The organism is Pseudomonas sp. PDM28 (assembly GCF_019219115.1).
Lineage (GTDB): Bacteria > Pseudomonadota > Gammaproteobacteria > Pseudomonadales > Pseudomonadaceae > Aquipseudomonas > Aquipseudomonas laurylsulfatiphila.
In genome coordinates this window covers 492696-519571 of sequence record NZ_JAHUWG010000003.1, presented here as the reverse complement: position 1 = coordinate 519571, position 26876 = coordinate 492696, and the positions used below count along the sequence as shown (strand labels likewise).

General features: G+C 58.5%; 24 protein-coding genes. 17 read left to right on the top strand and 7 right to left on the bottom strand.

Translation table 11 applies throughout. The features are described from left to right. Positions 1 to 238 precede the first annotated feature (238 nt). Positions 239 to 1528, bottom strand: a complete 1290-nt coding sequence (gltA, locus tag KW841_RS08825) for a citrate synthase (RefSeq protein ID WP_007977501.1) — start codon at positions 1526 to 1528, stop codon at positions 239 to 241. Positions 1529 to 1891: 363 nt separating this feature from the next. On the opposite strand from gltA, the gene sdhC reads away from it, so the two are divergent. From sdhC to KW841_RS08765, 12 genes are all read left to right on the top strand, one after another. Beyond that, positions 1892 to 2266, top strand: a complete 375-nt coding sequence (sdhC, locus tag KW841_RS08820; RefSeq protein WP_015096190.1) for a succinate dehydrogenase, cytochrome b556 subunit — start codon at positions 1892 to 1894, stop codon at positions 2264 to 2266. Continuing rightward, complete coding sequence (gene sdhD / locus KW841_RS08815) at positions 2260 to 2628, top strand: succinate dehydrogenase, hydrophobic membrane anchor protein (protein ID WP_007977503.1); 369 nt, start codon at positions 2260 to 2262, stop codon at positions 2626 to 2628. Before sdhC ends, sdhD begins: the two co-directional genes overlap by 7 nt. A 3-nt stretch (positions 2629 to 2631) precedes the next feature. Beyond that, positions 2632 to 4404: a succinate dehydrogenase flavoprotein subunit gene (gene sdhA, locus KW841_RS08810; RefSeq protein ID WP_218475286.1), complete on the top strand. Its 1773-nt coding sequence runs from the start codon at positions 2632 to 2634 to the stop codon at positions 4402 to 4404. A gap of 11 nt (positions 4405 to 4415) precedes the next feature. Then, entirely contained in the window at positions 4416 to 5120 is a 705-nt protein-coding gene (locus tag KW841_RS08805) for a succinate dehydrogenase iron-sulfur subunit (RefSeq protein ID WP_003223007.1), read from the top strand. A gap of 253 nt (positions 5121 to 5373) precedes the next feature. Continuing rightward, positions 5374 to 8205, top strand: coding sequence for a 2-oxoglutarate dehydrogenase E1 component (locus tag KW841_RS08800; protein ID WP_007977512.1), 2832 nt, complete (start codon positions 5374 to 5376; stop codon positions 8203 to 8205). Between the two features lie 42 nt (positions 8206 to 8247). Then, positions 8248 to 9468 carry a 2-oxoglutarate dehydrogenase complex dihydrolipoyllysine-residue succinyltransferase gene (gene odhB / locus KW841_RS08795; RefSeq protein WP_007977514.1) on the top strand — a complete coding sequence of 407 codons (1221 nt, stop codon included), beginning with the start codon at positions 8248 to 8250 and terminating at the stop codon, positions 9466 to 9468. Between the two features lie 98 nt (positions 9469 to 9566). After that, positions 9567 to 11003 carry a dihydrolipoyl dehydrogenase gene (lpdA, locus tag KW841_RS08790; protein ID WP_007977515.1) on the top strand — a complete coding sequence of 479 codons (1437 nt, stop codon included), beginning with the start codon at positions 9567 to 9569 and terminating at the stop codon, positions 11001 to 11003. A 181-nt stretch (positions 11004 to 11184) separates the two neighbouring features. Beyond that, positions 11185 to 12351, top strand: coding sequence for an ADP-forming succinate--CoA ligase subunit beta (gene sucC / locus KW841_RS08785; RefSeq protein ID WP_003223015.1), 1167 nt, complete (start codon positions 11185 to 11187; stop codon positions 12349 to 12351). Further along, the gene (gene sucD, locus KW841_RS08780; protein WP_003223019.1) at positions 12351 to 13232 is read left to right on the top strand and encodes a succinate--CoA ligase subunit alpha; all 882 of its coding nucleotides are present in this window, start codon (positions 12351 to 12353) and stop codon (positions 13230 to 13232) included. Before sucC ends, sucD begins: the two co-directional genes overlap by 1 nt. Before the next feature lie 430 nt (positions 13233 to 13662). Continuing rightward, positions 13663 to 14976 (top strand): branched-chain amino acid transport system II carrier protein, encoded by a 1314-nt coding sequence (gene brnQ / locus KW841_RS08775; protein ID WP_007977517.1) that lies wholly within the window; start codon positions 13663 to 13665, stop codon positions 14974 to 14976. Positions 14977 to 15238: 262 nt separating this feature from the next. Beyond that, positions 15239 to 15976 (top strand): DUF599 domain-containing protein, encoded by a 738-nt coding sequence (locus KW841_RS08770; protein ID WP_007977519.1) that lies wholly within the window; start codon positions 15239 to 15241, stop codon positions 15974 to 15976. Then, on the top strand, positions 15976 to 16377 hold the full coding sequence (locus KW841_RS08765) for an MAPEG family protein (protein WP_218475284.1): 402 nt from the start codon (positions 15976 to 15978) through the stop codon (positions 16375 to 16377). The genes KW841_RS08770 and KW841_RS08765 overlap by 1 nt, the downstream gene beginning before the upstream one ends. Positions 16378 to 16444: 67 nt before the next feature. Here the strand turns inward: KW841_RS08765 and KW841_RS08760 are convergent, their stop codons facing one another. Then, positions 16445 to 16708 (bottom strand): hypothetical protein, encoded by a 264-nt coding sequence (locus tag KW841_RS08760; protein ID WP_104449973.1) that lies wholly within the window; start codon positions 16706 to 16708, stop codon positions 16445 to 16447. A 159-nt stretch (positions 16709 to 16867) separates the two neighbouring features. Here KW841_RS08760 and KW841_RS08755 point away from each other — a divergent pair, with 159 nt between their 5' ends. The 4 genes from KW841_RS08755 (at position 16868) to KW841_RS08740 (ending at position 20575) form a co-directional block, all read left to right on the top strand. Beyond that, positions 16868 to 17344 (top strand): PaaI family thioesterase, encoded by a 477-nt coding sequence (locus KW841_RS08755; RefSeq protein WP_218475281.1) that lies wholly within the window; start codon positions 16868 to 16870, stop codon positions 17342 to 17344. Continuing rightward, entirely contained in the window at positions 17341 to 17793 is a 453-nt protein-coding gene (locus tag KW841_RS08750) for a PaaI family thioesterase (protein ID WP_218475279.1), read from the top strand. The genes KW841_RS08755 and KW841_RS08750 overlap by 4 nt, the downstream gene beginning before the upstream one ends. A gap of 81 nt (positions 17794 to 17874) precedes the next feature. Further along, a complete protein-coding gene (htpG, locus tag KW841_RS08745; protein ID WP_218475277.1) occupies positions 17875 to 19779 on the top strand; it encodes a molecular chaperone HtpG in 1905 nt (634 codons plus the stop codon). Positions 19780 to 19846: 67 nt separating this feature from the next. After that, positions 19847 to 20575 carry a dienelactone hydrolase family protein gene (locus KW841_RS08740; RefSeq protein ID WP_218475275.1) on the top strand — a complete coding sequence of 243 codons (729 nt, stop codon included), beginning with the start codon at positions 19847 to 19849 and terminating at the stop codon, positions 20573 to 20575. A gap of 146 nt (positions 20576 to 20721) precedes the next feature. On the opposite strand, the gene KW841_RS08735 is transcribed toward KW841_RS08740, so the two are convergent. Next, a complete protein-coding gene (locus tag KW841_RS08735) occupies positions 20722 to 21582 on the bottom strand; it encodes a pirin family protein (protein WP_218475273.1) in 861 nt (286 codons plus the stop codon). A gap of 62 nt (positions 21583 to 21644) precedes the next feature. Further along, positions 21645 to 22061 carry an OsmC family protein gene (locus KW841_RS08730; RefSeq protein ID WP_104449859.1) on the bottom strand — a complete coding sequence of 139 codons (417 nt, stop codon included), beginning with the start codon at positions 22059 to 22061 and terminating at the stop codon, positions 21645 to 21647. Positions 22062 to 22297: 236 nt separating this feature from the next. On the opposite strand from KW841_RS08730, the gene KW841_RS08725 reads away from it, so the two are divergent. Then, positions 22298 to 23923 carry a methyl-accepting chemotaxis protein gene (locus KW841_RS08725; protein WP_218475270.1) on the top strand — a complete coding sequence of 542 codons (1626 nt, stop codon included), beginning with the start codon at positions 22298 to 22300 and terminating at the stop codon, positions 23921 to 23923. 205 nt (positions 23924 to 24128) lie between these two features. On the opposite strand, the gene KW841_RS08720 is transcribed toward KW841_RS08725, so the two are convergent. From KW841_RS08720 to purM, 3 genes are read right to left on the bottom strand one after another with little or no spacing between them, the layout of a single operon-like run. Then, on the bottom strand, positions 24129 to 24842 hold the full coding sequence (locus tag KW841_RS08720; protein WP_007977541.1) for a DUF3108 domain-containing protein: 714 nt from the start codon (positions 24840 to 24842) through the stop codon (positions 24129 to 24131). An 8-nt stretch (positions 24843 to 24850) separates the two neighbouring features. Further along, positions 24851 to 25501 (bottom strand): phosphoribosylglycinamide formyltransferase, encoded by a 651-nt coding sequence (gene purN, locus KW841_RS08715; protein ID WP_218475268.1) that lies wholly within the window; start codon positions 25499 to 25501, stop codon positions 24851 to 24853. Next, on the bottom strand, positions 25501 to 26559 hold the full coding sequence (purM, locus tag KW841_RS08710; protein WP_007984558.1) for a phosphoribosylformylglycinamidine cyclo-ligase: 1059 nt from the start codon (positions 26557 to 26559) through the stop codon (positions 25501 to 25503). Before purM ends, purN begins: the two co-directional genes overlap by 1 nt. Between the last annotated feature and the right edge of the window lie 317 nt (positions 26560 to 26876).

Sequence of the window (26876 nt, the reverse complement as noted above, 5' to 3'; positions counted from 1 at the left end):
AGCGAGGGCATGCCGAGCCGCGGCGAGGCACCGAATGTAAGGGGCAAAAGCGCTTGGTTACTTGGCGCTTTTCCAAGTGACCCGCCGTAAGGGCGGAACCATAAGCCGCCGTTACCTAAATAACGGATATGCCACGATCAAAAAACCGCCAAGCACAAACAAAAACGGCCTCCTGCTCTTTATATAAAAAGCAGAGGCCGTTCCCGGTACAACTCAACACGCTACAGCAAGACAGATCTTACTTGCGGTCTTCCAGCTTGGTGATGTCACGCGACTCGTAGCCGGTGTACAGCTGGCGCGGACGGCCGATCTTGTACGGGCTGGAGAGCATTTCTTTCCAGTGGGAGATCCAGCCGACGGTCCGCGCCAGGGCGAAGATCACGGTGAACATGCTGGTTGGAATGCCGATCGCCTTGAGGATGATCCCCGAGTAGAAGTCGACGTTCGGGTACAGCGAGCGTTCGATGAAGTATGGGTCGGTCAGGGCGATCTCTTCCAGGCGCATGGCCAGTTCGAGTTGCGGATCGTTCTGGATGCCCAGTTCCTTCAATACTTCGTCGCAGGTCTGCTTCATGACGGTGGCGCGCGGGTCGCGGTTTTTGTAAACGCGGTGACCGAAGCCCATCAGTTTGAACGGATCGTTCTTGTCCTTGGCCTTGGCGATGAACTTGTCGATGTTCGAAACATCGCCGATTTCATCGAGCATGGTCAGTACGGCTTCGTTTGCACCGCCGTGGGCAGGGCCCCACAGTGCAGCGATGCCGGCAGCGATACAGGCGAACGGGTTGGCGCCCGAGGAGCCCGCCAGGCGCACGGTGGACGTCGAGGCGTTCTGCTCGTGGTCGGCATGGAGGATGAAGATCCGGTCCATGGCCTTGGCGAGTACCGGGCTGATCGGTTTGATCTCGCACGGGGTGTTGAACATCATGTGCAGGAAGTTTTCCGCGTACGACAGGTCGTTGCGCGGGTACATCATGGGTTGGCCCATGGAGTACTTGTAAACCATCGCTGCCAGGGTCGGCATCTTGGCAACCAGGCGGATCGCGGAGATTTCGCGATGCTGCGGGTTATTGATGTCCAGGGAGTCGTGGTAGAAGGCCGAGAGGGCGCCGACTACGCCGCACATGACGGCCATCGGGTGGGCGTCGCGACGGAAGCCGTTGAAGAAAGTCTTCAACTGCTCGTGAACCATGGTGTGGTTCTTCACGGTGCTGACGAACTGGGCCTTCTGTTCTGCGGTCGGCAGTTCGCCGTTGAGCAGCAGATAGCAGGTTTCCAGGTAGTCCGACTTTTCAGCCAGCTGTTCGATCGGGTAGCCGCGGTGCAGCAGGATGCCGTTGTCGCCGTCAATATAGGTGATCTTCGACTCGCACGAGGCGGTCGACATGAAGCCTGGGTCAAAGGTGAAACGGCCCGTGGCCGTCAGGCCCCGAACATCGATAACATCGGGACCAACGGTGCCGGTTAAAATGGGCAGCTCGACGGGGGCTGCGCCCTCGATGATCAACTGCGCTTTTTTGTCAGCCATGTGGCCTCCTATTTATGCTTGAAATCATCAGACAGACCCCCCACGCAGGGCCCGCACCACTATAGTGAGATAAATTCGAATGTCAATTTGCCTAAAGTCTTGCTCCAGAAGGCTTTAACCGGACTTTTTTCTCGAAATTGGCTGCCATTTACGCCTTTTATGTCCGTTGCGCAATCAGCTGTTTGGGTTAGGTCTTTGCGTTGTCATTAGTAGCCTAACTGTCTATACTCGGCCACCGACCGCCAGGGGCTTTTGGGCCTGCTTTATTGGGGGTCGCATCCCTGGGTGGTGGTTACCTGACCAGTGCACTCCCCAACAACTTTGCCCTGATTGTTAGGGGCTCTTCAGTGTGAAAAAAAAGCCGTGAAAAGCCAACGACCTGTAAACCTAGACCTAAGGACCATCAAACTCCCCATCACCGGCGTTACGTCGTTTCTTCACCGTGTTTCCGGCATCATCCTCTTCCTGGGCCTTGGCTTCATGCTTTATGCATTGGGCAAATCCCTGGGTTCCGAGGAAGGTTTTGCCGAGGTGAAGGCATGCTTGACCAGCCCGCTGGCCAAGTTCGTAGCATGGGGCCTCCTGTCCGCTCTTCTGTATCACCTGGTAGCCGGTGTGCGCCACTTGATCATGGATATGGGCATCGGTGAGACGCTGGAAGGCGGCCGCCTGGGCTCGAAAATTATCATCGCCGTTTCCGTGGTGTTGATCGTTCTGGCAGGAGTTTGGATATGGTAACCAGCGTTACGAACCTTTCGCGTTCCGGTCTTTATGACTGGATGGCGCAACGTGTGTCTGCGGTCGTTCTCGCGGCTTATTTCATCTTCCTGATCGGATACCTCGCAGCGAACCCGGGCATTGGCTACGACCAATGGCACGGCCTGTTCGCCCACAACGGGATGCGTATCTTCAGTCTGCTGGCCCTCGTTGCCCTGGGCGCTCACGCCTGGGTCGGCATGTGGACCATCGCGACCGACTACCTGACGCCAATGGCGCTGGGCAAGTCCGCGACTGCAGTACGTTTCCTTTTCCAGGCGGTATGCGGCGTTGCGATGTTCGCTTACTTCGTCTGGGGTGTGCAGATTCTCTGGGGTATCTGATTCATGGCTAACATTCCAACGATTTCTTTCGACGCCATCATTATTGGTGGTGGCGGTGCCGGCATGCGCGCAGCGCTGCAACTGGCGCAAGGTGGTCACAAGACTGCCGTGATCACCAAGGTGTTCCCGACCCGTTCGCACACTGTATCCGCCCAGGGCGGCATCACCTGCGCGATCGCGTCTGCTGACCCGAACGATGACTGGCGCTGGCACATGTACGATACCGTCAAGGGTTCCGACTACATCGGTGACCAGGACGCTATCGAATACATGTGTCAGGAAGGCCCGGCTGCCGTTTTCGAACTGGACCACATGGGTCTGCCGTTCTCGCGTACCGAGCAAGGCCGTATCTATCAGCGTCCGTTCGGTGGCCAGTCCAAGGACTACGGCAAGGGCGGCCAGGCTGCGCGTACTTGCGCTGCCTCCGACCGTACCGGTCACGCACTGTTGCACACCCTCTATCAGGGCAACCTGAAAGCCGGTACCACGTTCCTGAACGAGTACTACGCTGTCGATCTGGTGAAGAACGGCGAAGGCGAGTTCGTCGGTGTGATCGCGATCTGCATCGAAACCGGTGAAACCACCTACATCCGCGCCAAAGCCACCGTGCTGGCGACCGGCGGTGCAGGCCGTATCTACGCGTCGACCACCAACGCCCTGATCAACACCGGTGACGGCGTTGGCATGGCGCTGCGTGCCGGCGTACCGGTACAAGACATTGAAATGTGGCAGTTCCACCCGACCGGTATCGCCGGCGCCGGTGTACTGGTTACAGAAGGTTGCCGTGGTGAAGGTGGATACCTGATCAACAAGCACGGCGAGCGTTTCATGGAGCGTTATGCTCCGAACGCCAAGGACCTTGCCGGTCGTGACGTTGTTGCCCGTTCGATGGTTAAAGAGATCATCGCCGGCAACGGTTGCGGTCCGAATGGCGACCACGTGATGCTCAAGCTCGACCACCTGGGCGAGGAAGTGCTGCACAGCCGTCTGCCAGGCATCTGCGAACTGTCGAAGACTTTCGCACACGTTGATCCGGTGGTTGCTCCGGTTCCGGTTGTTCCGACCTGCCACTACATGATGGGCGGCGTTGCCACCAACATTCATGGTCAGGCGATCACCCAGAACGCCGAAGGCGTCGACCAGATCATTCCTGGTCTGTTCGCTGTGGGTGAAGTGGCTTGCGTATCGGTTCACGGTGCCAACCGTCTGGGCGGCAACTCGCTGCTCGACCTGGTGGTATTCGGCCGTGCTGCCGGCCTGCACCTGGAAAAGGCGCTGACCGACGGTATCGAGTACGACGACGCTACCGAAGCCGACATCGAAGCTGCCCTGTCGCGCCTGAACGCACTGAACAACCGTACTGATGGCGAAGACGTGGCTACCCTGCGTCGCGAGCTGCAAAGCTGCATGCAGAACTACTTCGGTGTATTCCGTACCGGCGAATACATGCAGAAGGGTATTGCCCAGCTGGCTGACCTGCGCAAGCGCATTGCCAACGTGAAGATCAACGACAAGTCGCAGGCGTTCAACACTGCCCGTATCGAAGCGCTGGAACTGCAAAACCTGCTGGAAGTGGCTGAAGCTACCGCCATCGCTGCCGAAGTACGTAAAGAGTCTCGCGGTGCTCACGCCCGTGAAGACTTCGAAGATCGTGACGACGAAAACTGGCTGTGCCACACCCTGTACTTCCCGGGTGACAAGCGCGTCACCAAGCGTGCCGTGAACTTCTCGCCGAAGACTGTTCCGACTTTCGAACCTAAAGTCCGGACTTATTAAGGGTGACCGCCATGTTGCAAGTCAGTGTATATCGTTACAACCCTGATCAGGACGCTGCGCCGTTCATGCAGGAATTCCAGGTCGATACCGGTGGTAAAGACCTGATGGTGCTGGACGTGCTGGCCCTGATCAAAGAGCAGGACGAAGGTTTCTCCTATCGTCGCTCTTGCCGTGAAGGTGTTTGCGGCTCCGACGGCATGAACATCAACGGCAAAAACGGCCTGGCGTGCATCACGCCGCTGTCTGCTGTCGTAAAAGGTAACAAGTTGATCGTTCGTCCTCTGCCAGGTTTGCCGGTTATCCGTGACCTGGTCGTCGATATGAGCATCTTCTACAAGCAATACGAGAAGGTTAAGCCATACCTGCAGAACGACACGCCGGCTCCGGCCATCGAGCGTCTGCAGTCCCCTGAAGAGCGTGAAAAGCTGGACGGTCTGTACGAGTGCATCCTGTGCGCTTGCTGCTCGACTTCCTGCCCGTCCTTCTGGTGGAACCCGGACAAGTTCCTGGGCCCGGCCGCCCTGCTGCAAGCGTACCGCTTCCTGGCAGACAGCCGTGACACCAAGACGTCCGAGCGTCTGGCTTCGCTGGATGACCCGTTCAGCGTATTCCGCTGCCGCGGGATCATGAACTGCGTCAACGTATGTCCGAAAGGCCTGAACCCGACTAAGGCCATCGGTCACATCCGTAACATGTTGCTCTCGAGCGGCGTGTGATTCAGCTGCTGTACCCGCTGTACCCGTAGATGCTGCGGCGCAGGCTTCAACCGGCGCCGTAGTTTTAACCTGAGCAGCAGCTTAAAAGGCTGCGGCTCTTATTTTGAAGAAATGAGACAAGCAGGGGCATCCGGGCTGGTACCCGGACTATCAGTGTGATCCTAGTGGCTTGTTTTGGTCGCTGCATTCGGACTTCTGCAAGTTTGCTCGGTGTCGACACCGGTGGTGTTCCCCTAACCGAGGGTGACCAAGCATGCAAGAAAGCGTGATGCAGCGCATGTGGAACAGTGCCTACCTATCCGGTAGTAACGCTGCCTATGTGGAAGAGCTTTATGAGCTCTACCTGCACGACCCTAACGCTGTGCCAGAAGAGTGGCGCACCTACTTCCAGAAGTTGCCTGCTGACGGCAACTCTGCCACCGATGTTTCGCACTCCACAATTCGCGATCATTTCGTCTTGCTGGCAAAGAACCAGCGCCGCGCCCAACCGGTTTCCGCCGGCAGCGTGAGCAGTGAGCACGAGAAGAAGCAAGTTGAAGTGCTGCGATTGATCCAGGCCTACCGTATGCGTGGCCACCAGGCAGCCCAGCTTGACCCGCTGGGACTGTGGCAGCGTCCTGCACCTGCAGACCTGTCGATCAATCATTACGGCTTGACCAATGCCGATCTTGATACGACCTTCCGTGCCGGCGACCTGTTCATCGGCAAAGAGGAAGCGAGCCTACGCGAAATTCACGAAGCGTTGCAGCAGACATATTGCCGCACCATCGGCGCTGAATTCACGCATATCACCGATTCCGAGCAGCGCCAGTGGTTCCAGCAGCGTCTGGAAAGCGTGCGTGGCCGTCCGACGTACTCCGCCGACATCAAGAGCCACCTGCTCGAGCGCGTGACGGCCGGTGAAGGCCTGGAGAAATACCTGGGCACCAAATACCCGGGTACCAAGCGTTTCGGCCTGGAAGGCGGCGAAAGCCTGATTCCGATGCTCGACGAGCTGATCCAGCGTTCCGGTTCCTACGGCACCAAGGAAATCGTCATCGGCATGGCCCACCGTGGCCGTCTGAACGTGCTGGTCAATACCTTCGGCAAGAACCCGCGCGAGCTGTTCGACGAGTTCGAAGGCAAGAAGAAGGTCGAGCTCGGTTCCGGTGACGTGAAATACCACCAAGGCTTCTCGTCCAACGTGATGACTACCGGCGGTGAAGTTCACCTGGCGATGGCGTTCAACCCGTCCCACCTGGAAATCGTTTCCCCGGTGGTCGAAGGTTCGGTTCGCGCCCGTCAGGATCGTCGCAACGACCCGACCGGCGAGAAGGTTCTGCCGATCTCCATCCACGGTGACGCTGCTTTCGCAGGTCAGGGCGTGGTCATGGAAACCTTCCAGATGTCGCAGACCCGCGGTTTCAAGACCGGCGGTACCGTGCACATCGTGATCAACAACCAGGTCGGTTTCACCATCAGCAACCCGCTGGACTCGCGTTCCACCGAGTACGCGACCGACGTTGCGAAAATGATCCAGGCGCCGATCCTCCATGTGAATGGTGATGATCCGGAAGCCGTATTGTTCGTGACCCAGCTGGCCATCGACTACCGCATGCAGTTCAAGCGTGACGTGGTGATCGACCTGGTCTGCTACCGTCGTCGCGGCCACAACGAGGCCGACGAGCCAAGCGGCACCCAGCCTCTGATGTATCAGCAGATCACCAAGCAGCGCACCACCCGTGAGCTGTATGCCGATCGCCTGACTCAGGCCGGTGTGCTGGATGCAGAGCGTGTTCAGGCGAAAGTCGACGAATACCGCAACGCACTGGACAACGGTCTGCACGTTGTGAAGAGCCTGGTCAAAGAGCCGAACAAGGAGCTGTTCGTGGACTGGCGTCCGTACCTGGGTCACACCTGGACCGCGCGTCACGACACTCGCTTCGATCTGAAGACCTTGCAGGAACTGTCCGCCAAGCTGCTGGAAATCCCGGAAGGCTTCGTGGTTCAGCGCCAGGTTGCCAAGATCTACGAAGACCGCCAGAAGATGCAAGCCGGTGGCCTGCCGATCAACTGGGGCTACGCCGAAACCATGGCGTACGCGACCCTGGCGTTCGAAGGTCACCCGATTCGCATGACTGGCCAGGACATCGGCCGCGGTACGTTCTCGCACCGTCACGCTGTCCTGCACAACCAGAAAGACGCGGGCACCTACATCCCGCTGCAGAACCTGTACGACGGTCAGCCGCGTTTTGACCTGTACGACTCGTTCCTGTCCGAAGAAGCGGTATTGGCGTTCGAGTACGGTTACTCGACCACCACGCCGAATGCCCTGGTTATCTGGGAAGCCCAGTTCGGCGACTTCGCCAACGGCGCCCAGGTTGTAATCGACCAGTTCATCACCAGTGGCGAGCACAAGTGGGGCCGTCTGTGCGGTCTGACCATGCTGCTGCCGCACGGTTATGAAGGTCAGGGTCCGGAGCACTCCTCGGCTCGTCTGGAGCGTTACCTGCAGCTGTGCGCCGAGCACAACATTCAGGTGTGCATGCCGACGACGCCGGCTCAGATCTACCACTTGCTGCGCCGTCAGGTGATTCGCCCGCTGCGCAAGCCACTGGTAGTCCTGACTCCGAAGTCGCTGCTGCGCCACAAGCTGGCCATCTCGACGCTGGAAGATCTGGCCGAAGGTTCGTTCCAGACCGTCATCCCGGAAATCGATGCCCAAGACCCGAAAAAGGTCGAGCGCGTTGTTCTGTGTAGCGGCAAGGTCTACTACGACCTGCTGGAAAAACGCCGTGCCGAAGGTCGTGACGACATCGCCATCGTGCGTATCGAGCAGCTGTACCCATTCCCTGAGGACGACTTGAAAGAAGTCCTGGCTCCTTATACCAACGTCAAGCATGCCGTCTGGTGTCAGGAAGAGCCGATGAACCAGGGTGCGTGGTACTGCAGCCAACACCACATGCGTCGCAGCATCAGCAACCTCAACAAGTCTCTCGTACTCGAGTACGCGGGCCGTGAGGCTTCTGCTGCACCTGCATGCGGTTACGCATCGATGCACGCCGAACAGCAGGAAAAACTGCTGCAAGACGCCTTTACTGTTTAACGCCTTCGCGCACCTGAAACCGAATTTAAGGAACCACAGACAATGGCTATCGAGATCAAAGCCCCCACTTTCCCGGAATCGGTTGCCGATGGCACCGTTGCCACCTGGCACAAACAACCGGGCGATGCGGTCAAGCGCGACGAACTGATCGTCGACATCGAAACCGACAAAGTCGTGCTGGAAGTGCTGGCTACCGCTGACGGCGTGCTGGGCGCTATCGTCAAGAACGAAGGCGACACCGTTCTGTCCGACGAAGTCCTGGGCTCCATCGTTGAAGGCGGCGCTGCTGCTGCCGCTCCGGCTGCCGCTGCTGCTCCGGCCGCTGCTGCTGCCGCTCCGGCTGCCGGCGCTGACGAAGACGCTATCGCCGCTCCAGCCGCTCGCAAGCTGGCCGAAGAAAACGGCATCAACCTGGCTTCCGTCAAGGGCACCGGCAAAGATGGCCGTGTAACCAAGGAAGACGTGGTTGCCGCTGTCGAAGCCAAGAAAGCGGCTCCTGCTGCCGCACCTGCCAAGGCTGCTGCTCCGGCTGCCGCTGCTCCTGTGTTCGCTGCTGGCGACCGCATCGAGAAGCGCGTTCCGATGACCCGCGTTCGTGCCACCGTGGCCAAGCGTCTGGTTGAAGCCCAGTCGAACATGGCGATGCTGACCACTTTCAACGAAGTCGACATGACCGAAGTCATGGCGCTGCGTTCGAAGTACAAAGACCTGTTCGAGAAGTCCCACAACGGCGTGCGCCTGGGCTTCATGTCCTTCTTCGTGAAAGCGGCCACCGAAGCACTGAAGCGCTTCCCGGCTGTCAACGCCTCGATCGACGGCGGCGACATCGTTTACCACGGTTACGCTGACGTCGGCGTTGCAGTTTCCAGCGATCGCGGCTTGGTAGTACCGGTTCTGCGTAACGCCGAACTGATGAGCCTGGCTGAAATCGAAGGCGGCATCGCCACCTTCGGCAAGAAAGCCCGCGACGGCAAACTGTCGATGGACGAAATGACCGGTGGTACGTTCACCATCACCAACGGCGGTACTTTCGGTTCGATGATGTCGACCCCGATCGTCAACCCGCCACAAGCCGCCATCCTGGGCATGCACAACATCATCCAGCGTCCTATGGCCATCAACGGTCAGGTCGTTATCCGTCCGATGATGTACCTGGCACTGTCCTACGATCACCGCCTGATCGATGGCAAAGAAGCTGTGACCTTCCTGGTGACCATCAAGAACCTGCTGGAAGATCCGGCTCGTCTGTTGCTGGATATCTGATAGAAGCAGCCATGAGCTGCAAACCCGTGCTGTCGGAAAACCCGCAGCCTGGCTTGCCGCTCGCGGCTTGAAGCTTTTCGCTAAAGAGGATTTTTTGAATGTCGCAGAAATTTGACGTAGTAGTGATCGGTGCGGGCCCTGGCGGTTATGTCGCTGCCATCAAGGCCGCGCAGCTGGGTCTCTCCACTGCCTGCATCGAGAAATACACCGACAAGGAAGGCAAACTGGCTCTGGGCGGTACTTGCCTGAACGTCGGCTGCATTCCATCCAAGGCCCTGCTGGACAGCTCGTGGAAATTCCACGAAGCCCAGGACGGTTTCGCGATCCACGGTATCAATCACGCTGGCGTGACCATGGACGTGCCAGCGATGGTCGGCCGTAAAGCCAACATCGTCAAAGGCCTGACCTCCGGCGTTGCGACCCTGTTCAAAGCCAACGGTGTGACCTCCATCCAGGGTCACGGCAAGCTGCTGGCCGGCAAGAAAGTCGAAGTCACCAAGCCTGATGGCTCGGTAGAAATCATCGAAGCCGAAAACGTCATCCTGGCACCAGGTTCGCGTCCGATCGACATTCCGCCAGCTCCGGTTGACCAGAATGTGATCGTCGATTCGACTGGCGCCCTGGAATTCCAATCCGTTCCAAAACGTCTGGGCGTGATCGGCGCTGGCGTGATCGGTCTGGAACTGGGTTCGGTCTGGTCGCGTCTGGGTGCAGAAGTGACTGTCCTGGAAGCCCTGGACACCTTCCTGATGGCAGCCGACACCGCTGTTTCCAAGGAAGCGCTGAAAACCCTGACCAAGCAAGGTCTGGACATCAAGCTGGGCGCTCGCGTCACCGGTTCCAAAGTGAACGGCGACGAAGTCGTGGTGAACTACACCGATGCCAATGGCGAACAGAACATCACTTTCGACAAGCTGATCGTAGCCGTTGGTCGCCGTCCGGTGACCACTGATCTGTTGGCTGCCGACTGCGGCGTGACCCTGGACGAGCGCGGTTTCGTGCACGTTGACGATCACTGCGCCACCACCGTACCGGGCGTTTACGCCATCGGCGACGTGGTTCGCGGCATGATGCTGGCGCACAAAGCGTCCGAAGAAGGCATCATGGTTGTCGAGCGCATCAAGGGCCACAAGGCCCAGATGAACTATGATTTGATCCCTTCGGTTATTTATACTCACCCGGAAATCGCGTGGGTTGGTAAAACCGAGCAGGCCTTGAAAGCCGAAGGCGTTGAAGTTAACGTCGGCACCTTCCCGTTCGCAGCCTCCGGCCGTGCCATGGCTGCCAACGACACCGGTGGTTTCGTCAAGGTCATCGCAGATGCCAAGACGGACCGCGTACTGGGCGTCCACGTGATTGGCCCAAGCGCTGCCGAACTGGTTCAGCAGGGCGCGATCGGTATGGAATTCGGCACCAGCGCTGAAGACCTGGGCATGATGGTTTTCTCCCATCCGACCCTGTCTGAAGCCTTGCACGAAGCTGCTTTGGCAGTGAATGGCGGCGCCATCCACATCGCCAACCGCAAGAAGCGTTAAGACATAATAAGAAACCACGGCGGTTTGGCCCGTCGTGAGCCTTGCACGCAAGACTCACCGCGGAATATCCGCTGGACGCAGTCTTGCATAGCTCAGCTATGCAAGCAGCAGTCACAGGTGGTGCGGCACTTGAACGAGTGCAGCACCGAATGCGCAGTACCTAACGAAGACGGTAATAAGCATGAATCTTCACGAGTATCAGGGTAAGCAGCTGTTCGCTGAGTACGGCCTGCCAGTATCCACCGGTTACGCGGTAGACACCCCGGAAGCAGCAGCAGAAGCTTGCGACAAAATCGGCGGCAGCGAGTGGGTTGTCAAAGCCCAGGTCCACGCCGGTGGTCGCGGTAAAGCGGGCGGCGTCAAGCTGGTTCGCAACAAAGAAGACGCCAAAGCCTTCGCACAGCAGTGGCTGGGCAAGCGTCTGGTGACTTACCAGACTGACGCCAATGGTCAGCCAGTCACCAAGATCCTGGTTGAATCGTGCACTGATATCGCTAAAGAGCTGTACCTGGGCGCTGTCGTTGACCGTTCGAGCCGTCGCATCGTGTTCATGGCTTCCACCGAAGGTGGCGTGGACATCGAGAAAATCGCTCACGACACTCCAGAAAAAATTCTGAAGGCCACTATCGATCCACTGGTTGGCGCTCAGCCATTCCAGGGTCGCGAACTGGCTTTCCAGCTGGGTCTGGAAGGCAAGCAAGTTGCCCAGTTCGCCAAGATCTTCGTAGGTCTGGCCAAACTGTTCCAGGATCACGATCTGGCCCTGCTGGAAGTGAACCCGCTGGTGATCAAGGCTGACGGCGATCTGCACTGCCTGGACGCCAAGATCAACATCGACGCCAACGCCATGTACCGTCAGCCTAAGCTGAAGACTTTCCACGATCCGTCGCAAGACGATCCGCGCGAAGCGCACGCTGCCAAGTTCGAACTGAACTACGTAGCGCTGGAAGGCAACATCGGTTGCATGGTCAACGGTGCTGGCCTGGCCATGGGTACCATGGACATCGTCAACCTGCATGGCGGCAAGCCAGCCAACTTCCTCGACGTGGGCGGCGGTGCTACCAAGGAACGCGTTACCGAAGCGTTCAAGATCATCCTGTCCGACACTAACGTCGCTGCAGTACTGGTCAACATCTTCGGCGGCATCGTTCGTTGCGACATGATTGCCGAAGGCATCATCGGCGCGGTGAAAGAAGTCGGCGTGAAAATCCCGGTTGTTGTTCGCCTTGAAGGCAACAACGCTGAGCTGGGCGCTAAAGTACTGGCAGAAAGCGGTTTGAACATCATCGCTGCTACCAGCCTGACCGACGCTGCTCAACAAGTTGTCAAAGCTGCGGAGGGCAAATAATGAGCGTCCTGATCAATAAAGACACCAAAGTTATCTGCCAGGGTATTACCGGTTCGCAAGGTAGTTTCCACACCCAGCAAGCCATCGAGTACGGCACCAAGATGGTTGGTGGTGTAACTCCAGGCAAAGGCGGCACCGAGCACCTGGGCCTGCCAGTGTTCAACACCGTGAAAGACGCCGTAGCTGCCACTGGCGCCACCGCCAGCGTGATCTACGTTCCGGCTCCTTTCTGCAAGGACTCGATCCTGGAAGCTGCTTTCGGCGGCATCAAGCTGATCGTCTGCATCACCGAAGGCATTCCTACCCTGGACATGCTGGACGCTAAAGTTAAGTGCGACGAGCTGGGTGTTACCCTGATCGGCCCTAACTGCCCAGGCGTGATCACTCCAGGCGAATGCAAGATCGGCATCATGCCAGGTCACATTCACTTGCCAGGCAAGGTCGGTATCGTTTCCCGTTCCGGCACCCTGACCTACGAAGCTGTGAAGCAGACTACTGACGCCGGTTTCGGTCAGTCGACTTGCGTCGGCATCGGTGGTGACCCGATCCCGGGTTCGAACTTCATCGACATCCTGAAGCTGTTCCAGGAAGACCCGAAGACCGAAGCGATCGTGATGATCGGTGAGATCGGCGGTTCGGCTGAAGAAGAAGCGGCTGCCTACATCAAGGCACACGTGACCAAGCCGGTTGTTTCCTACATCGCTGGTGTGACTGCTCCTCCGGGCAAGCGCATGGGCCATGCTGGCGCAATCATCTCTGGCGGCAAAGGCACTGCAGACGAGAAATTCGCTGCTCTGCAAGACGCAGGCGTTAAAACCGTGCGTTCGCTGGCAGACATCGGCAAGGCCCTGGCCGAGCTGACTGGTTGGGCTGTCAAGTAAGCCTCGTGCTTGGCTGACGCTTTACCAAACAAAGGCCACCTTCGGGTGGCCTTTGTCATTTCCGGGGTTTATGCGTTGTTTGGCAGGGCCTCATCGCGAGCAAGCTCGCTCCCACAGTTTTTGCGGTATGGATCAGATTGCATGACCACTACAAATCCCTGTGGGAGCGGGCTTGCCCGCGAAGGCGGACTTACAGACACCAACCATTTATATGCATAAACGCGACACGGAAATGTCGCGTATCGGATAGTTCGCCCTCAAACAGTGCGTTTGTCAGACAAATTCGTTAGGCTACGCGCCATTTTTGCGTCTGCGGCCCACAAGGCACCAACGCGCTAAAAGGGTTGGTCTTATACGGACCGACAGCATTTCCCTCACCCATAGGGAAATCCCTCTCTAAATTCCGATTCAGTAGTGTGGTATTTCCTTAATGAAAGTGTTGAAAGGCCAGGACATCCTGGCACTTGGTTTTATGACGTTTGCCCTGTTCGTCGGGGCTGGCAACATCATCTTCCCGCCTATCGTCGGCTTGCAGTCCGGGCCTAATGTCTGGATGGCGGCGCTGGGTTTCCTGGTCACGGCCGTTGGGCTGCCGGTGATCACCGTTGTGGCGCTGGCGAAGGTCGGCGGCGCAATGGATGCCTTGAGCAGCCCGATCGGTAAAGTCGCCGGTGGCCTGTTGGCAGCGGCCTGCTACCTCGCTGTTGGCCCGCTCTTCGCGACGCCACGTACCGCGACGGTCTCCTTCGAAGTCGGCCTGGCGCCGCTGACCGGCGAGAGCCCGCTGGCATTGTTCCTGTACAGCTCGGTTTACTTCCTGCTGGTGTTCTTCATCTCGCTGTACCCAGGCCGTTTGCTGGATACCGTAGGGCGCTTCCTCGCTCCGCTGAAGATCATCGCCCTGGCCGTGCTGGGCATTGCAGCATTCGCCCTGCCGGCCGGAGACATTGGCCAGGCCACGCCTGAATACGTGGCGGCGCCGTTTTCCCAGGGCTTCATCAATGGTTACCTGACCATGGATACCCTGGGCGCCCTGGTGTTCGGCATCGTCATCGTCAACGCCATTCGCTCCCGCGGCGTCGAGTCCCCAGCACTGATCACCCGTTATGCGATCATCGCCGGCCTGATCGCCGGTGTCGGCCTGGCACTGGTTTACGTCAGCCTGTTCCGTCTCGGTTCGGGCAGCCATGAAGTGGCCGCTGGCGCTACCAATGGCGCGGCGGTGCTGCACGCCTACGTGCAGCACACCTTCGGTTCGCTGGGCAGTGGTTTCCTGGCCGTGCTGATCTCCCTGGCGTGCCTGGTGACCGCGGTCGGCCTGACCTGTGCCTGCGCCGAGTACTTCAGCCGTGTGGTGCCGCTGTCCTACAAGACACTGGTGATCATCCTCGCGGCGTTCTCGCTGCTGGTGTCCAACCTGGGCCTGACCAAGCTGATTGCGTTCTCGATCCCGGTGCTCACCGCAATCTACCCGCCGTGCATCGTTCTGGTGGCGTTGAGCTTCTGCAAGGACTTCTGGCATGAGCAGGGTCGTATCCTCGGCCCGGTGATGCTGGTGTCGTTCATCTTCGGCCTGATCGACGCCCTCAAGGGCGCAGGCCTGGCGGACTGGATGCCGACGCAAATGGCCCACCTGCCGCTGAGCGAGCAGGGCCTGGCCTGGCTGGTGCCTTCGGTGATGACGCTGGTGGTTGCCGTGGTCTGCGACCGTCTGCTGGGCAAGCGCGAAGAAGCGCTGGCTTAAGCTTTACCGGCCCGCCACAAGCGGGCCTGTGAAAAAAACAGAAATGCCCCGTATCAATCGATACGGGGCATTTTTTTATGGGGGGATGCGGTGTCTTTTGCGTTGCGCTAACGTCGAAGCATTGCAAATCCTGATGTGGGAGTGGGCTTGCTCGCGAAGACGGTGGCTCAGTCAACATCCATGTTGGATGATAAGCCGCCTTCGCGAGCAAGCCCGCTCCCACAGGGATTCGGTACTCCTCTTGCACATCACAAGGACCTGCATGTCGTTCATCCAAGCCAACCTGATTCACATCCTTGCCGCCATCTGGTTTGTCATCTGCTGGGGCGGATACACCCGCTATGCCACTTGGAAAGGCCGTGACACCGCGTGCCTGGCCAGTGTGCTGCACCTCTATCGTGAAGACTGGATGCGCCGCATGCTGCTGCGCGACAACCGCATCGCCGATGCCAGCGTGATCGGTAACCTGGAGCGCAACGCTTCGTTCTTCGCCTCCAGTACGTTGATTATCCTGGCCGGTATTCTTACGGTGCTGGGGGCTTCGGAAAGGGCCGTGTCGTTGCTGGCGGATATCCCGATGGTGCAACAGGCGTCCCAGGGTATGTCGGAAATCAAGTTGCTGTGCCTGGCGCTGGTGTTTGTCTATGCGTTCTTCACGTTCAGCTGGTGCATGCGCCAGTACAACTTTGCGGCGGTACTGGTAGGTTCGGCGCCAATGGTCGGCGAGCGTCTTGTGTCGGAACAAGAGCGCAAAGCGTTTGCTTCCCGCGCGGCTCGCGTCATCTCCATGGCCGCCAACCAGTTCAACTTCGGGCTGCGTTCCTACTATTTCGGCATGACCATGCTGGCCTGGTTTGTCAGCCCCTGGTTGTTCATGTTGATGAGTGCCGGCGTGGTATTCGTGTTGTACCGCCGCGAGTTTCACTCTGACGTTCTCGACGTGATGGTCTATACCCCTACAGAGGCGCCATTGCCCGAGGTGATCAAAGAGGCTGCTTGATGAGTATTCCGTTCTGGTGTGTGTTCATAAGTGCCGTGCTGATTTACGTGGCGCGTATGCCCGTGACCAAAGCCATGAAAGAACAGGGCGGTTACAACAATCACCTGCCGCGTCAGCAGCAGGACCAACTCACAGGTTTCGGTGCCCGTGCGCTGGCGGCGCATCAGAATAGTTTTGAAGCCTTCATATTGTTTGCGGTGGGTGTGTTGATGGCGCATACAACGCAGACGGCAGGCTGGCTCATCGATTTGCTCGCGATCATCTTTGTGATCACTAGGGTTATTTATCTGGTGTGTTACTGGAAGGACCTGGCCTGGCAACGCAGTCTGGTCTGGCTGGTGGGATTAATCTGCTCACTGTTGCTGATGATTAGTCCGACTTTTCGAACGATTTTGCTCTAAGCATTTTTTTGAAAGCAAAAGAAAACCCGCACTTGGCGGGTTTTCTTTTGTCACGCTAAAAACCGGATTAGTTCTTAGGCGCTTCCGGAGCGGCTGGAGTGGCCGGAGCAGCCTCTTTTGCCGCTTCCGCGTTCGATTCAGCCTGAGCTTTGGCAGCTTCGGCGTTTTCTTTCGCCGCGTCGTTCACTTTATCCTGAGCTTTGCTCATGTCTTGCTGAGCTTGCTCAGCATGTTTGTTAGCTTCTTGAGCTTTGTCCTCGGATTTTTTATCGCAGGCAGCGAGACCGAGGGAAGCGGTCAACATCAAGGCAATAGCTAAAGTCTTACGCATGGGGTGTTTCTCCTGATGAAAAGCATGTACTGGCATTAAGAGCTCACACATCAGGGTTAAGTTCCTTAATTCTTTCAGATATATAAGTTTTATTCTAATGCGGAACTTTTACCTGGACTGCCACCGCATTGCACGAACCTAAACAAGAGTGTTTATCAAATGGCTGAGAACCCCGTTTTTGAGCGAGCGAAGCGCTTTCTGTCGGCGCTGCGACATTGTCAGGTACTTGGACTAAGCGTTCACAGCGCCAGCAGCGAAGGACTGACGATTGTGCTGCCATACAGCCCGCATATCGTTGGCAATCCCGAAACCGGCGTGATTCATGGCGGTGCAGTGACCTCGCTGATGGACACGGCCTGTGGCATGGCGACGCTCTGTGTGCTCCCGGAGTTCGAAGTCTGCCCGACCCTAGACCTGCGCATCGACTATATGCACGCCGCCGAACCGCACAAGGATGTCTATGGCTTCGCCCAGTGCTACCGGGTCACCACCGACGTGATTTTTGCCCGTGGCTTCGCCTATCAGGATGACCCCGGACAACCCATTGCCCATGTGATGGGCACATTCATGCGCATGGGCAAGGGCATCAAAGGCACCAAGGGCTTTGGTGGCGCAGTTGCCGGAGGTGCGCAATGAGCGAGTCGCTGAAGGATCAATTGCAAAAGGCCCATGAGCAGGGCGATTACGCCTCTCTGCTGGATTTGATTCCCTATGCCCGGCTGATTGGCGTCGAATGTTCACGGGTGGGCGATGAGCTGCTGTTCAAGCTGCCGGCGAACAAGGACAACATTGGTAACCCTTTGCTGCCGGCGATTCATGGCGGTGTGATCGCCGGGTTCATGGAATTGGCAGCGGCGCTGCACCTGCTGGTGTTTACCGGATCATCCGGGGTGCCGAAGATCATCGACTTCTCCCTGGATTACCTGCGGGCTGGGCAGTTTCGCGACACCTGGGCCCGATGCCAGGTTTGCCGCCAGGGACGGCGGGTTGCCAACGTGGCGATTACCGCCTGGCAAAGTACCGAGGCCGAACCCATTGCCACGGCCCGTGCACATTTCAAACTCGAGGAGCCCTTGAAATCCTGAACTCAGCCCCAAACTCTGATGACAACCCGCCGCCGACCCTCAAGGTCGCGGCTTATGCCATCTGATTGGAGTTTGATGACCATGAGTGTGGAAACTCAAAAGGAAACCCTGGGCTTCCAGACCGAGGTGAAGCAGCTGCTGCATCTCATGATCCATTCGCTGTATTCCAACAAGGAAATTTTCCTTCGCGAATTGATCTCGAACGCCTCTGACGCTGTCGACAAATTACGTTTCGAAGCCCTGGCCAAGCCAGAGCTGCTGGAAGGCGGCGCCGAACTGAAAATCCGCGTGAGCTTCGACAAGGACGCTAAAACCGTCACCCTCGAAGACAACGGTATCGGCATGAGCCGCGAAGACGCGATCACCCACCTGGGTACCATCGCCAAGTCCGGCACCGCCGATTTCATGAAGCACCTGACCGGCGACCAGAAGAAAGACTCGCACCTGATCGGCCAGTTCGGTGTCGGTTTCTACTCCGCCTTCATCGTCGCCGACAAAGTCGATGTGTATAGCCGTCGTGCCGGCAGCGCTGCCAGCGAAGGCGTGCACTGGTCGTCCAAGGGCGAAGGTGACTTCGAAGTTGCGACCATCGACAAGGCCGAGCGCGGCACTCGCATTGTCCTGCACCTGAAATCCGGTGAAGACGAGTTCGCCGATGGCTGGCGCCTGCGCAACATCATCAAGAAGTACTCCGACCACATCGCCTTGCCGATCGAGTTGCCGAAAGAAGTGGCGGCCGCTGAAGGCGAAGACAAACCGGCCGTTGAATGGGAAACCGTCAACCGCGCCAGCGCTCTGTGGACCCGTCCGCGTACCGAGATCAAGGACGAGGAATACCAGGAGTTCTACAAGCACATCGCTCACGATTTCGAGAATCCGCTGAGCTGGAGCCACAACAAGGTCGAAGGCAAGCTGGAATACAGTTCGCTGCTGTACGTGCCGACCCGCGCTCCGTTCGATCTGTACCAGCGTGAAGCGCCAAAAGGCCTGAAGCTGTACGTGCAGCGCGTGTTCGTCATGGATCAGGCCGAGTCTTTCCTGCCGCTGTACCTGCGCTTCATCAAGGGTGTGGTCGACTCCAACGACCTGTCGCTGAACGTGTCGCGGGAAATCCTGCAGAAAGACCCGATCATCGACTCCATGAAGTCGGCGCTGACCAAGCGCGTGCTGGACATGCTGGAAAAACTGGCGAAGAACGAGCCTGAGCAATACAAGGGCTTCTGGAAAAACTTCGGTCAGGTCATGAAGGAAGGCCCGGCAGAAGATTTCGCCAACAAGGAAAAAATCGCCGGTCTGCTGCGTTTCGCATCGACCCATGGTGACGATGGCGAGCAGGTTGTGGGCCTGGCCGATTACCTGGCGCGCGCCAAGGAAGGTCAGGACAAGATCTACTACCTGACCGGCGAAACTTACGCGCAGGTCAAGAACAGCCCGCACCTGGAAGTCTTCCGCAAGAAAGGCATCGAAGTGCTGCTGTTGACCGACCGCATCGACGAGTGGCTGATGAGCTACCTCAGCGACTTCGACGGCAAGAGCTTCGTCGACGTGGCGCGCGGTGACCTGGACCTGGGCAACCTGGACTCGGAAGAGGACAAGAAGGCCGCGGAAGAAGTCGCGAAGTCCAAAGAAGGTCTGGTTGAGCGTCTGAAAACTGCACTGGGCGAATCCGTTGCGGAAGTTCGGGTGTCCCATCGCCTGACCGATTCGCCGGCGATTCTGGCCATCGGTGAGCAGGACCTGGGCCTGCAGATGCGCCAGATCCTCGAAGCCAGCGGGCAGAAGGTTCCGGATTCGAAGCCGATATTCGAATTCAACCCGGCTCACCCGCTGATCGAGAAGCTCGACAACGAGCAGAGCGACGAGCGCTTCGGCGATCTGTCGCACATCCTCTTCGATCAGGCGGCCCTGGCGGCCGGCGACAGCTTGAAAGATCCGGCGGCCTATGTGCGCCGTCTGAACAAACTGTTGGTCGAGCTATCCGCTTAACTGTGTTGCAGAAAAACCCGCTTCGGCGGGTTTTTTCATTCTGGTGTTCAACAATCAGGAGTCAGAAATGAGCCAAATCACTGTACGTTCCGTTGCCTATCAGATCGATGGCCAAGCCTACGAAAGCCGTCTGGCCTTCGATGCCGACCATAAAGGTTCGCGTCCGGGTTTGTTGATGGCACCGAACTGGATGGGCGTCAGCGCCGGTGCCGAGGAGATCGCCAGGTCCGTGGCAGCCAAGGGCTACGTGGTGCTGATCGCTGATCTTTACGGGCAATCGGTTCGTCCGTCGAACAATGACGAGGCCGGGGCGGCAATGATGCCGTTGAAGAATGACCGTGGGCTACTGCGCAAGCGCATGCAGGTGGCGTTCGAGCAGTTGCAGAGCCAGGGCGAGGCGGCAGTCGATACGTCGAAGCTGGCGACCTACGGGTTCTGTTTCGGCGGCTGCTGTGCCCTGGAGTTTGCCCGTACCGGAGCGCCGGTGAAGGCCGCGGTATCCTTCCACGGCACGCTGGACACCCCGAATCCGGCCGATGCGAAAAATATCAAGGGTAAGGTGCTGGTCCTGCACGGTGCTTCCGATCCACTGGTGCCGAAGGAACAGTTGCCGGCGTTCGAAGATGAAATGAACGCGGCCGGTGTGGACTGGCAGTTGCTGAGCTACGGCGGTGCATTTCACTCGTTCACCGATCCGCACGCGAATGTGCCGGGCATGATGATGTATGACGCCAAGGTGGCTGCCCGGGCGTTCACTTCGATGCATAACTTGCTGGATGAAGTGTTCAGGGGCTGACCATGATTGGGTCGGTGTGAGTGCCGGCCCCTTCGCGGGCAAGCCCGCTCCCACAGGGATTTGGTCCATGCGCAATTTTTGCGGACAACATGGAAACTGTGGGAGCGGGCTTGCCCGCGAAGGCGGCCTGACTAACGATAGAAAAACTAAGGCAATTCGATCCTCTCACTTTCTCCCGGCACCGTCGGCCAGTCCCCGGCCGCCCAACGCCGCCGCGCTTCATCAATCGCCGCCGGATCGCTTGCGACAAAATTCCAGTTGATCCGCCGTGGCCCGTCCAGCGGCGCGCCGCCAAACAACACGGCGTGACTGTCGCTTTCAGCAAACAGAGTCAACTCTTCTCCGGCAGGCAGTACCACCAGCGAAAGCGGTTCTATCAGCTCGCCATCCAGTTGCACCTCGCCGCTCAACACATACAGCGCACGTTCTTCATGCTCGTTGGGAATCAGCAATGTCGTCGCCGTTTGCAGGTGCAATTCCGCGTACAACGTAGGAGAAAGCACCGGCACCGGTGACTCCAGGCAAAAGCCCGATCCGGCAATCATGCGGATCTTCACCCCCAGGTTTTCGCTGACTGGCAAGGTGGACGCCGGATGGTGGCTGTAATGCCCCGGACCCTGTTCTTTGTCCTTGGGCGATGCCAGCCAGATCTGCAAGCCGTGCATTGTGAAGCCGCTCTCCTTGAGTGCCTCGGGCGTGCGTTCGACGTGGGCAATGGCGCTGCCAGCCGTCATCCAGCTGACATCGCCGGTATCAACAACCTGGTCGGAGCCCAGACTGTCCTTGTGCTGGATTTGCCCCTGGAACAAATAGGTCAGGGTGGACAGGCCAATGTGCGGATGCTGGCGGATGTTCATGCCTTTGCCCGGCGGATAACGGGTTTCCAGCATGTGATCGAAAAACACGAATGGCCCGACGCTGCGGCACTTGGCGGATGGCAGTGGGCGCAGGATCGGCTGGCCTTCGACGTCTTCGGTGCGGGGGCGGATCACGAGCGGAGTGTTCATGGTGCGTTCCAGGCTGGGCGGGTGATGCGTTCGAGCATAACCCGCTTGCGCAGCCCTTGCCGCTATTGGCTGAAGGCGCCTTCGGACAAATGCGTTTCGATGCTGACTTCAGAGGTGGTCATCAGCTTGTGGATCGGGCAGCGATCGGCCACGCGGTGCAGCTCGTCGCGCTGGGCGTCAGTGAGTACGCCCTTGAGGGTCAGTTTGACGTGCAGCGTGTATTGGCCTTTCTGTTCCAGGCTGTTGTCGCGCTTGACCTCGACGCCGACACCGGTCAGCGGGATGTCCTTCTTCTTCGCATAGAGCTTGAGGGTCAGGGCTTTGCAGGCGCCGAGCGCGGCATCGAAATAATCATGCGGTTCCGGCGCGGTGCCTTCTCCGCCTGCCGTGACGGGCACGTCGGCGAAGAGTTCGTGGTCATCGATTTGTACGCTGTGGCGAAAGCCTTCGGCAGAAACGGTGTTGACGGTAACGGTCATGGGAAACCTCGAAAGCAACGGGATATTTGTTCGATCAAAAAGACCTTGAAGGTATAGAGCATGGTGCCGGATGTGCGTTCCGGTTTTCTTGTACAGATGGGGCTTTTCGCTGAATCGTTACCGTAGCAGTAATGTTGTTTTGATATCATTTTTTCGTCTTACGCAATTTTTCAACAGTCCGATACCGTCTAAAGAACCCGCTGCCCGACGCAGCGCTTTTGGAAGGAACCAGGGGAATGAGTATCAGAAGTCTCAATATTGCGCCGCGTGCGAGTCTCGGTTTTGGCCTGTTGGCGTTGATGGTTTTTGGCTTGGGTGCGTTCGCTCTGCTGCAGATGTCGAACATGCGGGCGCAGTCCGATCAAGTCGATGACAACTGGCTGCCCAGTGTCATGGCGGTCGGTGATATGAGTCAGGACATGTTGCGGCTGCGAGCATTGACCATGCGTCTGCTGATCAATCGCGACCCGCAGGCACAGGCGCAGAACGTCAGCAAGATCAACGATCTCAAAACTGTCCTCGATGGTGCACAGCAACGTTATGACAAGTTGATCGTGCTGCCTGAAGAGCGCGTGTTGTTCGACCGCTTCAAGGCCGCCGAAGCAAAGTATCTGCAATTTCAGGGGCAGGTGATGGCCGAAGCTACCCAGGGACGGGTGGAAGAGGCGGCGGCCATTCTCAATGGCGAGATGAATCCTCTGGCCGATGAAATCACGGTTGCGCTCAGGGAGCTGGTCGAGCTCAATCGGCACAACGCCAATCTGGCAACCGAAGCGGGTCGCCTGGTGTTCAGCCAGTCGCGGGTCTGGGTCGGGGTAATGATCGGTGTGACCGCGTTGATCACCATTGGCCTGGCGCTGCTGTTGACGCGCAGCATCGTGTTGCCGTTGTCACAGTCATTGAAAGTGGCGGAGGTGGTCGCCGGCGGCGACCTGACTGCAGCCATCAGCATTTCCGGCAAGGATGAGCCCGCGCGACTGCTGCACGCGCTCAAGAGCATGCAGCAGAGTTTGCGCGAAACCATCCAGCGTATATCCGACTCATCCAGTCAATTGGCTTCGGCTTCGGAAGAGCTCAGTTGCGTCACGGAAGACGCTACCCGAGGCCTGCATCAGCAGAGCCTGGAGATCGAGCAGGCGGCCACGGCGGTCAATCAGATGACCGCTGCCGTGGAGGAGGTGGCGAGCAATGCCGCAGCAACTTCGCAAGCTTCTCGCGAGTCCGACCGCATTGCCCAGCACGGCCGCGAACAAGTGCACCAGACGGTGCTGTCGATCGAGTCTCTGGCTGAAGATGTCACGACCAACGTCGCTCAGGTCGAAGATCTGGCGCAGAAGGTATATGGCATCACTACCGTGCTGGACGTGATTCGCGCGATTGCCGAACAGACCAATCTGCTGGCCTTGAACGCCGCGATCGAAGCCGCGCGAGCCGGGGAGGCCGGGCGCGGGTTTGCGGTAGTAGCCGATGAGGTGCGCGCCCTGGCGCATCGCACCCAGCAATCGACCCGGGAAATCGAGCAGATGATCACCGGTATCCAGCAGGGTACCGACCTGGCCGTCAGCTCGATGCAGCAGAGCAACACCCGGGCGCGCTCGACGCTGGAGGCGGCAAAAGCGGCGGGGGTTGCCCTGGAAGACATCGCCTCGGCATTCACGGTGATCAATGAGCGCAACATCGTGATTGCCAGTGCCTCGGAGGAGCAGGCGGCGGTGGCGCGGGAGGTCGATCGCAACTTGATGAACATCCGTGACCTGGCGCAACAGAGCTCGGCCGGAGCGAATCAGACCAGTGCGGCGAGTCAGGAGTTGTCGCGGTTGGCGGTTGATCTCAATACGCTGGTGGCACGGTTTTCGGTGTGAATGACGGGCGAAGAAGGTTCATCGCGCAATACCGGGAAACACGGATAACGCAATACCTGTAGCTGGCTTGCCGGCGATGGGCTTTAACGATGACGCGTGTGAGCTGGATAAGCGCGGCGCACTTGAGTCCATCGCCAGCAAGCTGGCTCCTACAGAAGAGCAAAAAAAAGCCCCGCGATGGCGGGGCTTTTCGTGTCGGTCCGGATCAGCTGCCTTTGACAGTCTTGCCGTTGACCTTGCCGTCCAGGAGCATGATGTTGTACTCCTTGCCGTCGTTTTCGACCTGTTGCAGGCGGACCAGCAGGTAATCCCAGTCCTTGGCGAACCACATCACGGTGATGCGTTTGCTCTGCGTCGGGTCGCGCACGCGCTCAACCTTGATCGCATCGATCTGACCGGCCTTGGTGTCGACTTTTTCCGAACCCAGCACGCGGAAGTCATAGGTGTCGACTTCACCGCCATCGACCACTTGATAGCTCATGGTCTTCTTGCCGGCAGCGACATCATGTTGCAGTGCCAGCTGGTAGGTGGACTTGTCGACCATGCCGCGGTTGAGTGGAAGCTTGACGGCGTCACCGCGATCGGTGCCGGTGATCATCTTGGTGTTCCAGTCGAAATCCAGATCCGATTTCTTGGCCTTGCCCAGGCCGCCACGCTCAAAGTGGTACGACTCCGGAAGAAGCGTGTCCTTGTCCAGGGTCAGGGTGCTTTCCTCGGACAGGCTGGCAATCATCATCGATGCCTTGAAACTCAGTTTCCATTTGCCGTCGCTGGTTTTTTCGAGGCTGCGCTCGGCAGTGCCGCTCATGGGGAGCTGTTTCCAGTCGGCGGTGTAGCTGGCGGAGAAAGGTTGAAGTTCTGCCGCCTGAGCGAAGGGCAAAGCGAGCAGAGCGCAAGCGAAGAGCAGGGCGCGACGCATAAAATCTCCTAGATTCGAATCAAGTGGCCGCTGGCCGCGAGTAGCTGTCCATCCAGTAAAGCACCTTGCTCGCCGAGGGCCAGACGACCTTCGGCAAACCAGCGTACGGCCATCGGGTAGATCAGGTGTTCCTGAACATGGACCCGCTGCGCCAGACTCTGCGGCGAATCCTGTAACTCTACCGGTATTACAGCCTGTACGACCAGTGGTCCGCCATCGAGTTCCTCGGTGACGAAGTGCACGGAGCAGCCGTGCTCGGCGTCGCCGGCCTCCAGTGCGCGCTGATGAGTGTGTAACCCTTTGTATTTGGGTAGCAGCGAGGGATGGATATTGAGCAGGCGACCCTGATAGTGGCGTACGAAACCCGCGCTGAGAATGCGCATGAATCCGGCCAGTACCACGAGTTTGGGGTTGAAGGCGTCGATCAGTTCGATCAGCGCGGCATCGAAGGCCTCGCGACCTTCGAAAGCCTTGTGATCCAGGGTGCGGGTGTCGATACCCGCGTCCCTGGCGCGTTGCAGGCCGTAGGCGTCGGCGCGGTTGGAAATCACCGCAGCGATGCGGACCGGGCTGTTGCCGGTCCGCGTGCTGTCGATCAGGGCCTGCAAGTTACTGCCGGTGCCGGACAACAGCACCACCACATCACAGGTCTGAGACATCAATGAGCCTTGAGGTTCTTCAGTTCTACCTGAGCCGCGCCTTCGGCAGCGGTGGAGATCTGGCCGATGACCCAAGGCTGTTCGCCTGCTTCGCGCAGAACGTTCAGCGCGGTTTCAACGTGCTCCTGAGCCACGCAGATGACCATGCCCACGCCGCAATTCAGCACGCGGTGCATTTCGTTCTCGTCAACGTTGCCTTTCTCTTGCAGCCAGTCGAACACGGCCGGACGGTTCCAGCTGGCCACGTCAACCACAGCCTGCGCGCCTTTTGGCAGAACGCGCGGGATGTTGTCCAGCAGGCCGCCACCGGTGATGTGGGCCATGGCTTTGACCGCGCCGGTTTCCTTGATCAGCTTGAGCAGCGGCTTCACGTAGATGCGGGTCGGGGCCATCAGCAGGTCGGTCAGCGGTTTGCCGTCGAGCTGGGTGTTTTCGATGTCGGCGCCGGACACTTCGATGATCTTGCGGATCAGCGAGTAGCCGTTGGAGTGCGGGCCGGAAGACGGCAGGGCGAGCAGGGCGTCGCCGGCAGCAACCTTGGAGCCGTCGATGATTTCGGATTTTTCCACGACGCCGACGCAGAAGCCGGCCAGGTCGTAGTCTTCGCCTTCGTACATGCCCGGCATTTCAGCGGTTTCACCGCCCACCAGCGAGCAGCCCGACAGTTCGCAGCCAGCGCCGATGCCGGTAACAACCTGGGCAGCGGTGTCGACGTTCAGTTTGCCGGTGGCGTAGTAGTCGAGGAAGAACAGTGGCTCGGCGCCGCACACCACCAGGTCGTTGACGCACATGGCAACCAGGTCGATGCCGATGCTGTCGTGCTTGTTCAGGTTCAATGCCAGGCGCAGCTTGGTGCCGACGCCGTCAGTACCGGAAACCAGCACAGGCTGTTTGTAGCCGGCCGGGATTTCGCAGAGGGCGCCGAAACCGCCCAGGCCGCCCATGACTTCCGGGCGCGCAGTGCGCTTGGCGACGCTCTTGATGCGTTCGACCAATGCTTCACCGGCGTCGATGTCTACACCGGCGTCCTTGTAGCTCAGGGAGGGTTGCTTGCTCATGATCCAGGCCTTTAGGGGGGATTCAGGGGTAACGACCGAGTCCAGCGGGGCCGCCGAAATCGACGAAGGCGATTGCCTCACGCGAATTTCGAAAGTGCCCGGCTGTTGCCGGTCTGCGAAGGCGCGCGATTTTATCAGGCTTGAGCCGCAGCGGCCATCCTCAGGCCGACAGCAGGGCCATATCCGTTAAAAAAAACGTTGATGCGCGGTGTCGATGGCATCCTGCATGGCTGTATAAGGTGTCGCGATTAACCGTCTATCGTTATGACAGTGCGAAAACTTACCCGGAACGTGTGAATGTTTTGCGTCGGGCAATG

What these genes read in the sequence shown, in the direction of transcription:
- gltA (WP_007977501.1), bottom strand. Translation starts at nt 1,528, where the DNA reads ATGGCTGACAAAAAAGCGCAGTTGATCATCGAGGGCGCAGCCCCCGTC.
- KW841_RS08750 (WP_218475279.1), top strand. Translation starts at nt 17,341, where the DNA reads ATGAGCGAGTCGCTGAAGGATCAATTGCAAAAGGCCCATGAGCAGGGC.
- brnQ (WP_007977517.1), top strand. Translation starts at nt 13,663, where the DNA reads ATGAAAGTGTTGAAAGGCCAGGACATCCTGGCACTTGGTTTTATGACG.
- KW841_RS08725 (WP_218475270.1), top strand. Translation starts at nt 22,298, where the DNA reads ATGAGTATCAGAAGTCTCAATATTGCGCCGCGTGCGAGTCTCGGTTTT.
- sucD (WP_003223019.1), top strand. Translation starts at nt 12,351, where the DNA reads ATGAGCGTCCTGATCAATAAAGACACCAAAGTTATCTGCCAGGGTATT.
- odhB (WP_007977514.1), top strand. Translation starts at nt 8,248, where the DNA reads ATGGCTATCGAGATCAAAGCCCCCACTTTCCCGGAATCGGTTGCCGAT.
- KW841_RS08720 (WP_007977541.1), bottom strand. Translation starts at nt 24,842, where the DNA reads ATGCGTCGCGCCCTGCTCTTCGCTTGCGCTCTGCTCGCTTTGCCCTTC.
- KW841_RS08730 (WP_104449859.1), bottom strand. Translation starts at nt 22,061, where the DNA reads ATGACCGTTACCGTCAACACCGTTTCTGCCGAAGGCTTTCGCCACAGC.
- KW841_RS08740 (WP_218475275.1), top strand. Translation starts at nt 19,847, where the DNA reads ATGAGCCAAATCACTGTACGTTCCGTTGCCTATCAGATCGATGGCCAA.
- KW841_RS08765 (WP_218475284.1), top strand. Translation starts at nt 15,976, where the DNA reads ATGAGTATTCCGTTCTGGTGTGTGTTCATAAGTGCCGTGCTGATTTAC.
- KW841_RS08770 (WP_007977519.1), top strand. Translation starts at nt 15,239, where the DNA reads ATGTCGTTCATCCAAGCCAACCTGATTCACATCCTTGCCGCCATCTGG.
- sdhD (WP_007977503.1), top strand. Translation starts at nt 2,260, where the DNA reads ATGGTAACCAGCGTTACGAACCTTTCGCGTTCCGGTCTTTATGACTGG.
- purN (WP_218475268.1), bottom strand. Translation starts at nt 25,501, where the DNA reads ATGTCTCAGACCTGTGATGTGGTGGTGCTGTTGTCCGGCACCGGCAGT.
- sucC (WP_003223015.1), top strand. Translation starts at nt 11,185, where the DNA reads ATGAATCTTCACGAGTATCAGGGTAAGCAGCTGTTCGCTGAGTACGGC.
- htpG (WP_218475277.1), top strand. Translation starts at nt 17,875, where the DNA reads ATGAGTGTGGAAACTCAAAAGGAAACCCTGGGCTTCCAGACCGAGGTG.
- purM (WP_007984558.1), bottom strand. Translation starts at nt 26,559, where the DNA reads ATGAGCAAGCAACCCTCCCTGAGCTACAAGGACGCCGGTGTAGACATC.
- KW841_RS08800 (WP_007977512.1), top strand. Translation starts at nt 5,374, where the DNA reads ATGCAAGAAAGCGTGATGCAGCGCATGTGGAACAGTGCCTACCTATCC.
- KW841_RS08755 (WP_218475281.1), top strand. Translation starts at nt 16,868, where the DNA reads ATGGCTGAGAACCCCGTTTTTGAGCGAGCGAAGCGCTTTCTGTCGGCG.
- lpdA (WP_007977515.1), top strand. Translation starts at nt 9,567, where the DNA reads ATGTCGCAGAAATTTGACGTAGTAGTGATCGGTGCGGGCCCTGGCGGT.
- KW841_RS08760 (WP_104449973.1), bottom strand. Translation starts at nt 16,708, where the DNA reads ATGCGTAAGACTTTAGCTATTGCCTTGATGTTGACCGCTTCCCTCGGT.
- KW841_RS08805 (WP_003223007.1), top strand. Translation starts at nt 4,416, where the DNA reads ATGTTGCAAGTCAGTGTATATCGTTACAACCCTGATCAGGACGCTGCG.
- KW841_RS08735 (WP_218475273.1), bottom strand. Translation starts at nt 21,582, where the DNA reads ATGAACACTCCGCTCGTGATCCGCCCCCGCACCGAAGACGTCGAAGGC.
- sdhA (WP_218475286.1), top strand. Translation starts at nt 2,632, where the DNA reads ATGGCTAACATTCCAACGATTTCTTTCGACGCCATCATTATTGGTGGT.